This is a genomic window from Bifidobacterium sp. UBA744, from assembly GCA_002298605.1.
Lineage (GTDB): Bacteria > Actinomycetota > Actinomycetes > Actinomycetales > Bifidobacteriaceae > Bifidobacterium.
The window spans coordinates 14759-22673 of the sequence record DBKS01000054.1; the positions used below are offsets into that span (position 1 = coordinate 14759).

7 protein-coding genes are annotated in these 7915 nt (G+C 62.1%); all 7 read left to right on the top strand.

Features of this window, described 5'->3' with window-relative positions:
- Positions 1–193: 193 nt before the first annotated feature.
- The 7 genes from B2994_RS05630 to B2994_RS05660 all read left to right on the top strand — a co-directional run bounded on the left by B2994_RS05630 (position 194) and on the right by B2994_RS05660 (position 7815).
- On the top strand, positions 194–1156 hold the full coding sequence (locus B2994_RS05630; RefSeq protein ID WP_291527390.1) for a glutamate ABC transporter substrate-binding protein: 963 nt from the start codon (positions 194–196) through the stop codon (positions 1154–1156).
- Between the two features lie 177 nt (positions 1157–1333).
- Positions 1334–2005 (top strand): amino acid ABC transporter permease, encoded by a 672-nt coding sequence (locus B2994_RS05635; RefSeq protein ID WP_291527391.1) that lies wholly within the window; start codon positions 1334–1336, stop codon positions 2003–2005.
- Positions 1996–2814: an amino acid ABC transporter permease gene (locus tag B2994_RS05640; RefSeq protein ID WP_291527392.1), complete on the top strand. Its 819-nt coding sequence runs from the start codon at positions 1996–1998 to the stop codon at positions 2812–2814. The genes B2994_RS05635 and B2994_RS05640 overlap by 10 nt, the downstream gene beginning before the upstream one ends.
- Positions 2815–3025: 211 nt before the next feature.
- The gene (locus tag B2994_RS05645; RefSeq protein ID WP_291527393.1) at positions 3026–4087 is read left to right on the top strand and encodes a glycerophosphodiester phosphodiesterase family protein; all 1062 of its coding nucleotides are present in this window, start codon (positions 3026–3028) and stop codon (positions 4085–4087) included.
- Between the two features lie 338 nt (positions 4088–4425).
- Entirely contained in the window at positions 4426–5406 is a 981-nt protein-coding gene (locus B2994_RS05650) for a carbohydrate ABC transporter permease (protein ID WP_291527394.1), read from the top strand.
- On the top strand, positions 5403–6389 hold the full coding sequence (locus B2994_RS05655; protein WP_291527395.1) for a carbohydrate ABC transporter permease: 987 nt from the start codon (positions 5403–5405) through the stop codon (positions 6387–6389). The genes B2994_RS05650 and B2994_RS05655 overlap by 4 nt, the downstream gene beginning before the upstream one ends.
- Before the next feature lie 67 nt (positions 6390–6456).
- Positions 6457–7815 carry an ABC transporter substrate-binding protein gene (locus B2994_RS05660; protein ID WP_291527396.1) on the top strand — a complete coding sequence of 453 codons (1359 nt, stop codon included), beginning with the start codon at positions 6457–6459 and terminating at the stop codon, positions 7813–7815.
- The last annotated feature ends 100 nt before the right edge of the window (positions 7816–7915 follow it).

The window sequence follows — 7915 nt, forward strand, 5'->3', positions numbered from 1 at the left end:
GGTGGCTGACAGTTGGCGGTTGGCAGACGATGGGCCGATTGTTAGCACGCTATAAGAAACCTCTATAATCGCCATAGGCGAAATCGGCGGATTTGCTATGCGTCGGGCGCGGCGCTTGGGTATTGTGGGTGTCACCTTAGATTCGCGAGCCGCCTGCGCGCGGCCGGACGCAACCCAAGGAGAGAGGAAAGACATGACCACCACTACTTCGCTGCTGCGCAAGGCCGCGGCACTGGCCGTCGCCGCCGGACTGTTCTTCACCGCCGGATGCGGTGAGGCCCCAACCGCCAGCGGCTCCGCGGCGACTTCCGATTCCGCTTCGAGCTCCTCCAGCTCAGATCTCAACACCGCCAACTACGACGCCATCATCAACGCCGGCGACGTGGCTGACGACGCCACCGTGAACGCCAACGCATGGGCCAAGTCCATTAAGGAAGCCGGCGTGCTCAAGGTCGGCGGCACCAAGACCTCGCAGCTGTTCTCGCTGCAGTCCACCAGCGACAACAAGGTGCGCGGCTTCGATGCCGGCCTGAGCCAGCTGCTCGCCCGCTACATTCTGGGCGACGCGAAAACCGAGCTGACCGTGGTCGACTCGTCCACCCGCGAGTCCGTGCTGCAGAACGGTACCGTGAACTCCGTGTTCGCCACCTACTCCATCACCGACAAGCGCAAGGAGAAGATCTCCTTCGCCGGCCCGTACTACGTCTCCCAGCAGGCGATTCTGGTGGCCAAGTCGAACAACGACATCACCGGCACCGATTCCCTGGCCGGCAAGAAGGTGGCTGTTCAGGCCGGGTCCACCGGTCCTCAGATCGTCGCCCAGGTGGCGCCGCAGGCGACCGTCCAGGAGTTCCAGACGGACGCCGAGGCCACCCAGGCCCTGCGTCAGGGCCGCGTCGACGCCTATGTGGTCGATCAGACCCTGCAGCTCGGCACGCTGGTGAAGTCCCCGAACGATTTCAAGATCGTCGGTGAGCCCTTCGGCAACAAGGACTCCTACGGCATCGGCCTTCCCAAGGACTCCGACGCCGCCGAGTTCGTGAACGCCTGGCTGAAGAAGGTCGAGGAAGACGGCACCTGGGCCAAGCTGTGGCAGGTCACCATCGGCGACCGCACCGGTGTGACGACCGTGCCGACCCCGCCGGAGATCCAGTGAGCGCCGTAACGGCAACTTCGGTTAGACAGCTTCGGTAAGTTTGTGACTATCGTCGATACCTCCTCCACATATGGAGGGGGTATCGTCATATTCCGGTGCGTATTGCAGTGCGCATTTCAGCGCATGGGTCGGCGTATGCGTCGTCGGTGCATGTGATGTGAGAAAGGAGGCGCAGGCATGCAGATCATCCAGGATTTCCAATATCTGGTCGCCACCTATGGCCAGTCGTTCGTCGATGCGTATCTAGTGTCGTTGCGTATCGCCGTGATTGGATTTGTGGGGGGATTCGCGCTGGCCATTGTGCTGACCGTGGCGCGCGTGAGTCCGATTCCGCCGCTGCGTGGCGCGGTGACCGTGTATGTGGAGGTGTTCCGCAACATGCCGGTTCTGTGTCTGCTGGTGTTCATCGTGTATGCGTTGCCTGATCTGGGCGTGGTCGTCGACTACGAGCCGAGCGCGATTCTGGCGTTGATACTGGTGTCGTCGTCGTTCGCATGCGAGAACCTGCGCACCGGCATCAACACCATTGACGCCGGGCAGATCCAGGCCGCCCGGTCGTTGGGGCTTGGGTTTCGGCAGATCGTCGGCTCGATCGTGCTGCCGCAGGCTTTGCGCTCCGTGGTGCAGCCCATGGTCACGCTCGCCATTTCCGTGATGATCTCCTCGTCGGTGGGTTCCCTTGTGCCTATCGCCCACAAGGAGCTGACCGGGCTTGTGGCGGACATCAACAACACCGAGGCGCTGGGCGTCACCACCTTCTTCGTGGCCGCGCTGATGTATGTGGCCACCGGCCTTATCATCGCATTCCTCGGACGTCGTCTTGAAAGGAAGCTTGCGATATGGCGATGACACCGACCGAGGCCGCCCTGTTCGAAATCGGCGGCCCGCGCGCCCGCAGGCGCATTCGCATCGGCACCATCCTGTCGGCCGTCGTACTGGCCGCTCTCGTGGCGTGGATTGTGTACCGCTTCTATCTGAAAGGTCAGCTCGACTCCCAGTACTGGTATTTCTTCGGCCAGCTCAATGTGTGGGAGTTCATCGGCATGGGTTTGGTGGGCACCATGCGCGCCGCGCTGGGCGCCGGCGTGATCGCCCTGTTCGTCGGCCTGGTGCTGATGCTCGGGCGCACCTCGGGCTGGGCGCCGGTGCGCTGGGTCGCCACCGCGTTCATCGAGTTCTTCCGCGGCACGCCAACGTTGCTGTTCATCTATGCGATGTTCTTGGTGCCGGCGCAGATGGGCCTGAAGATCTCCACCTACTGGATGGTGGTGATTCCCGTGTCCGCCTATGCGTCGGCCGTGCTGGCGGAGGTGTATCGCGCGGGTGTCAACGCGGTGTCCTCCGGGCAGAAGGAGGCCGGCGTTTCGCTGGGTCTGTCGAAATGGCAGAACTTCCGCTACGTAGTGATGCCGCAGATGTTCCGTATCGTGACACCCACCTTGGTGACGCAGCTGGTGGTCGTGGTGAAGGACACCTCATTTGGCTACGTAGTCACCTATCCCGAACTGATGGTGAACGCCAAGGTCATCATCGCCAACTTCTCCAGCCTGGTGCCGGTGTATTTGGTGGTGGCGCTGATCTATGTGCTGATCAATCTGGCGATCTCCCGTTTCGCCAACTGGTTGTCGCGCAGGCGCCATGTTGAGATTCTGCTGTAGCCGCAAGGCCTGCCGCGGGATGCAAGTTAGGCGGTCGGAGGGCTCGGCGGCGGTGGCCGTGCGAGCCCCGGCCCCCCATCTTGGTTGGCTTGATGCGATCTTCCCGGGGTGGTCGCAGTGCTAGGTTGAAGTCGAGGAACGAAAAGAACAACAAGACTGAAACGAACGAACAGAACAGTTGAGTCGGGCGTCAGCCGACTGGGAGGTTGTTATGGCCAAGAGTTTTGGATCCAAGCTGTTGCTTGCCGGCGTGGCCGCTGTTGGCGCCGGCGCCTTTGCCGTTGCGCCGCGTCTGGCCGCGGATAAGCGCCGCTACCGCGTGCCGTCGATTCTGAATGTGCCGTACGCGCATCGTGGATTGCATGACGCCGGATCCGGCTTGGTGGCCGGTTATGAGGAGGAGAGCGGCGACTACGTGGCGCTGGCTCGCCGCATGGCATTGCAGGCGGGCTACGCTTCCGAGGACTTCGAGGGGCCAATCGCCCCGGAGAACTCGCTGGCGTCGTTTGCCGCGGCCTGCGAGGCCGGATATGGCATTGAACTCGACCTGCAGCTCACCGCCGATGGGCAGGTGGTGGTGGTGCACGATTCCAACCTGGAACGGGTGGCGGGCGACCCGCGTCGCATCGCCAACCTGACCTACGACGAGCTGACCCGCATTCCGCTGTTCCCGGCCCCCGCCAAGCCAGGCGATGCGGTCGCCAAGCCGCTTGCCGGCGAAAAGGACGCGGACGCCGTGCAGTCGCGCGCAGCCGCCGCATACTTCCAGCACGTACCGCTGTTCTCCGATGTGCTTGATGTGGTTGCGGGCCGTGTGCCGCTGATCGTCGAATACAAATTCGAGGACAACTTCGAGTGGTCCGAGCGCGACGACGAACTCATGGAAAAGGGCGACGCGCTGCTTCGCGCCTATGACGGCCCCTACGTCATTGAATCGTTCCACCCCGGTGCGGTGAACTGGTACAGGCAGAACCGGCCGGAGGTCAACCGTGGGCAGTTGGCCGACGCCGCCGCCTTCGGCACCGACAAGCGTCAGATCGGTTCGTGGCTGGCCGGTTTGCTGGCCTTCGACTGGCTGTCCCGTCCTGATTTCGTGGCCTACGACTGGCATGGCGGCGACTCAGCGCAGATGCGCCTGACTCGCGCCATGGGCGCGACCACGGTGTCGTGGACCGTGCGCAGCTCCGCGGAATTACGGGAATCCGAGCCCTACTTCGATCATTACATCTTCGAGGCCTTCGTGCCGGACGCCGCCGCAACGAGCGCCGACTGAGAGCGACGTCGATACCGGAAAGCCTCGCCCCGAATATTCGCCGCCGTGCTGATTCCCTGCGATCAGTGCGGCGGTTTTGCGTTGACTGACGCGACACGCCAGCGTGGTTGCCGGCGCGCAGGCAGAGTGACCTTACGCCGAAATAAAAGTTAACGCCGTCCAAACTATCGCCGAATCACCAAGTTAACCTGGCCTTCGATTGGTATCACTGCTGTTTGGAATGCGCAATAAGTGATTCCAAACAGCATTCACATATCTCTTCGCGGGAATCTACGACTCCCGCCTAACAGAGTCCGCCGATTGCGGGCGTTGAAAAAGCAGAAGAAAGCCAATCGATTATGTCGCAAGCAGCAATGCAGGGCGCCGGCGCGTCCCGCGCAGCCATGCCCGGTACCGCAGGCTCCGGCAGGCGGCCGAGTCAGAGCGAATCATCCGAGTCGCCTCGCCGTCCCATCCATGGCGGTGCATTCATCTATCTGATCCCCGCCCTTATTGTTTTCGCGGTCTTCGTCATCTATCCGCTGATCCGCACGGTCATCCTGTCGATATCCGGCACCGACATCCTCGGTCGCCAGGGCGCGTTCGTGGGGCTACGCAACTTCCAGCGCGTGTTCTCCGATCCCGAATTCGGCAAGATCATGATGAACACGCTGCTATTCGCCATCTACACCGTCATCCCCACAATCATCCTGTCGCTGCTCATCTCCCTGATGCTCAACAAGGAATCCACCGTCAACCGCGTATTCCGTACGGTGTTCGCGCTGCCCTTCGCCTACTCCGTGTCGGCCGCGTCGATCATCTTCTCCGCGTTCTTCAACCCGGCGACCGGCCTGTTCAACGCGATCCTCGGCAAGTTCGGCGTCGGGCCGGTCGGCTGGCTCACCGACCCCCAATTCGCGCTTCCGGCCATCGCCATGACCACCGTCTGGATGAACATCGGCTACAACGTGCTCGTGCTGCTGGCGGGTCTCGGCTCGGTGCCCGACGAGATCATCGAGGCCGCGCGTCTCGACGGCGCCTCCGGCTTCAAGCTCCAGCGCCACATCCTCATTCCCCTGATTATGCCGCAGGTGTTCTTCCTGATGATCACCGACACCATCCAGTCGCTTGAAAGCTTCGGCCAGATCCACGTGCTCACCAAGGGCGGTCCGAATTCGTCCACCACCACGCTGGTCTACGACATCTACATGCACGGCTTTGCCAACAACAGCTCGAACTTCGGATATGCCTCCGCCGAGGCGCTGGTACTGATCCTTGTGGTTGCGGTGATCACGCTGATCCAGTTCATGCTCACCGGAAAGAAGGTCAACAACCAATGAGCAGCATCGTCGAATCGGTTTCCGTTCCCGTTCCCTCCGCGGTGCCCGCCAATCCCACGGACGGCATCAAGTTGGTGGATCCGGCGAACGTCGCCAAGAAGGCGGGTCGTTCCATTTCGCAGTCGATGGATTCCACCTTGCAGTCCGCCGGCTGGTCGCACGCCAAATACATGATCTCCAAAGTGATCGGCATGCTGGTGCTGCTGGTGCTGGCGGTCATCACGGTCTTCCCTGTGTATTACTCCTTCGCCGGAGCGCTGATGAAGCAGCAGGACATCGCATCCTATCCGCCGGCCATCTGGCCCGAGCATGGCATCACCGGCTCGAACCTCGCCACCGCCGCGCAAATCATTCCGCTGCTGCGCCAATACATCAACTCCTTCGGGTCCACGCTGGTGATCACCGTCGCGCAGATCTTCACGGCCACGCTGGTTGCCTACGCGCTGACCATTCTCAAGGTCAAGGGCGCCAAGGTCTGGTTCGCGTTTTTCCTCGGCACCATGATGATCCCCGGCGAGTCCGTGATCATCCCCAACTACCTGACGATCTCGTCGCTGGGCATGCGCAACACCTTCCTCGCGCTGGTGCTGCCGTTCCTCGCCTCCGGCTTCGGCATCTTCATGATGTATTCGTTCATGCAGCAGTTCCCCATGGAGCTGGTTGAGGCGGCCCGCATCGACGGCGCCTCCAACCTGCGCCTGCTGTGGTCGATCGTGCTGCCGTTGTGCCGCCCGGCCATCGCATCGCTGGGCATCTACACCTTTCTGACCCATTGGAACGGCTTCTTCTGGCCGCTGCTGGTCACCGAAACCCCGGAAATGCAGACCATCCAGATCGGCATTACGCAGCTGCAGTCGCCCGATGAGTTCAATCCCGGCCTGATCATGGCCGGCGCGGTGCTCGCGGTGATCCCCACGCTGTTCATCGTGGTCCTCGGCCAGCGTCAGATCGTGCGCGGTCTGACCGCCGGCTCCAGCAAGTGACGGGCCATCGTCCGTCGTCGACGACCGGCTCATTGAGATTTCAAGTAATAACAAGGAGAAAACCACTATGAAGAAGATCGCACGACTGGCGGTGGCCGCGGTGGCCGCCGCTGCTATGATCGCGCCGATGGCGGGCTGCGGAGCCACGCAGGCCAGCACGCCCAAGGAGGCGGACGGTTCGATCACCGTCAACTTCTGGCATTCGATGTCCGGCACCAACGGCAAAACCCTCGACACGCTGATCCAGAAATTCAACGATCAGAACAAGGGCAAGATCACCGTCAAAGGCACCTTCCAGGGCAAGTACGACGACACGATCACCAAGTACAAGTCCGCCGTGCAGTCCGAATCCACCCCGAGCCTCATCCAGATCTACGATATCGGCTCGCGTTTCATGATGGATTCCTCCACCGTCACCCCGATGCAGAACTTCATCGACAAGGACGGCTACGACGTCTCCGACCTTCAGCCCAACGTCGCCGGCTACTATTCGGTGAACGACAAGTTGTGGTCGATGCCGTTCAACACCTCCATGCCGGTGCTGTACTACAACAAGGACCTGTTCAAGCAGGCCGGACTTGACCCGGACAAGGCGCCCGCCACGCTCGACGAGGTGAAGGCCGCCGCCGAGAAGCTGTCCGCAAAGAACGGCGGTCCCGCGCAGTACGGCTTCAACGCCGCCATCTACGGCTGGTACGTGGAGCAGGAGATCGCAGCCTCCGGCGAACAGTACTGCACGCCCGAGAACGGCCGCAAGTCCGACCGCGCCACCGCCTTCACCTTCGACAACGACTCCGCCGTGACCTTCCTCAATTGGTGGAAGGGCATGGTCGACGCGGGCATCGCCGGCAACACCGGTACCGACACCAGCGCCGCGACCAACGCCTTCGAAACCGGCACCGTCGGCATCACCCTCGAATCCACCGCCTCGCTGGCCGGCATCATGTCCGCGGCCAAGGAGAAGGGCTTCGAAGTCGGCGTGGGCAACTATCCGAAGATCTCCGACAACGACTCCGGCCCGATCATCGGCGGCGCCTCGCTGTGGATCTCGAATGTAAAGCACTCCGACGAGGAGCAGAACGCCGCCTGGCAGTTCGTCAAGTTCCTCTCCTTGCCTGAGAACCAGGCTGTGTGGCACACCGGCACCGGTTACTTCCCGACCTCCAAGAAGGCGCTGGAGGATCCGGTCGACCAGCAGTGGCGTCAGCAGTACCCGCAGTTCGACGTGGCTGTCAAGCAGCTCGAGAGCACGAAGCTGTCCACCGCAACGCAGGGTTGCTCGGCCGGCGTGATGCCGCAGGCCCGCAAGGCCGTTGAGAAGGCATTGGAGCAGGTGTTCCAGGGCTCCGATCCCAAGACCGCGCTGTCCGAGCAGGTCAAGGAGATGCAGACCGCGCTCGACGACTACAACAACTCCGTGAAGTGACGCAAGCGATGGCTGTGCGCCACGGCGGGTTTTCGGCGTCATGCTGAGCGCCCGCGCGGGCTCTGCAGGCCGCCACGTGCGTCACGAACGATGAGGTCCC

Bases quoted from the DNA above. Each gene is read 5' to 3' on its own strand.
- B2994_RS05630 (WP_291527390.1), top strand. From the start codon at position 194: ATGACCACCACTACTTCGCTGCTGCGCAAGGCCGCGGCACTGGCCGTC.
- B2994_RS05635 (WP_291527391.1), top strand. From the start codon at position 1,334: ATGCAGATCATCCAGGATTTCCAATATCTGGTCGCCACCTATGGCCAG.
- B2994_RS05640 (WP_291527392.1), top strand. From the start codon at position 1,996: ATGGCGATGACACCGACCGAGGCCGCCCTGTTCGAAATCGGCGGCCCG.
- B2994_RS05645 (WP_291527393.1), top strand. From the start codon at position 3,026: ATGGCCAAGAGTTTTGGATCCAAGCTGTTGCTTGCCGGCGTGGCCGCT.
- B2994_RS05650 (WP_291527394.1), top strand. From the start codon at position 4,426: ATGTCGCAAGCAGCAATGCAGGGCGCCGGCGCGTCCCGCGCAGCCATG.
- B2994_RS05655 (WP_291527395.1), top strand. From the start codon at position 5,403: ATGAGCAGCATCGTCGAATCGGTTTCCGTTCCCGTTCCCTCCGCGGTG.
- B2994_RS05660 (WP_291527396.1), top strand. From the start codon at position 6,457: ATGAAGAAGATCGCACGACTGGCGGTGGCCGCGGTGGCCGCCGCTGCT.